Origin of the sequence: Labilibacter marinus, assembly GCF_001659685.2 — a bacterium.
Taxonomy (GTDB): Bacteria; Bacteroidota; Bacteroidia; order Bacteroidales; family Marinilabiliaceae; genus Saccharicrinis; species Saccharicrinis marinus.
Genome location: NZ_LXYE02000025.1, coordinates 1 through 661 on the forward strand (window position 1 = coordinate 1; position 661 = coordinate 661).

Sequence of the window (661 nt, forward strand, 5' to 3'; positions counted from 1 at the left end):
TGAACTACATCAAGCATCAAACCAATGTGTTTGCTTTGATGGATCAGGTTAAAAGCTTTAAAGCATATCACATAAGTCTATACTTAGCGCTCTTTAGAATGTGGAATACCAACAGGTTTAAAAATCCCATTAGTATTTCCAGAAATGAAACGATGAAATTAGCAAGAATTGGTTCGCCCAATACCTATGTCCAGGCTCTAAAAGACCTGCACAAACATCAATTCATTCGTTACGAACCATCCTTTGATAAAACCAAAGGAAGTCTCATTATCCTGTACAGTTTTGATACTATATCCTGTACACCTTCAGTATCAAAAATGAGCCCTTCTATAAACATACAAACAATACACTCTATAGAAGAGGATCAAAATTTAATTTCTAAACAAGAAAAAAAAGAAACTATGAAAGCAAAATTCACTCCACCACCTTTGGAGCACATTAAAATATTCTTCCAGCAAAAAGGACATGTAGAAAATCAAGCTGAACGTTTTTTCAATTATTACGAAAGCAATGGTTGGATGGTCGGTGGTCGTTCCAAAATGAAAGACTGGAAAGCCGCCGCCCGAAACTGGATGCTCAACATCTCAAAATTTAATACAGCATCAACAAACAATACCGGCTCCGCATCCAGAAAGCCAGTAGAAAAAGAGCAAACCAAAAA

The 661-nt window shown here is 36.3% G+C and carries 1 protein-coding gene; it reads left to right on the plus strand.

The window, feature by feature from the left end; translation table 11 throughout:
* Positions 1 to 661: hypothetical protein (locus tag A8L32_RS23540; RefSeq protein WP_075590595.1), on the plus strand; the 661-nt coding region annotated here is incomplete at both ends.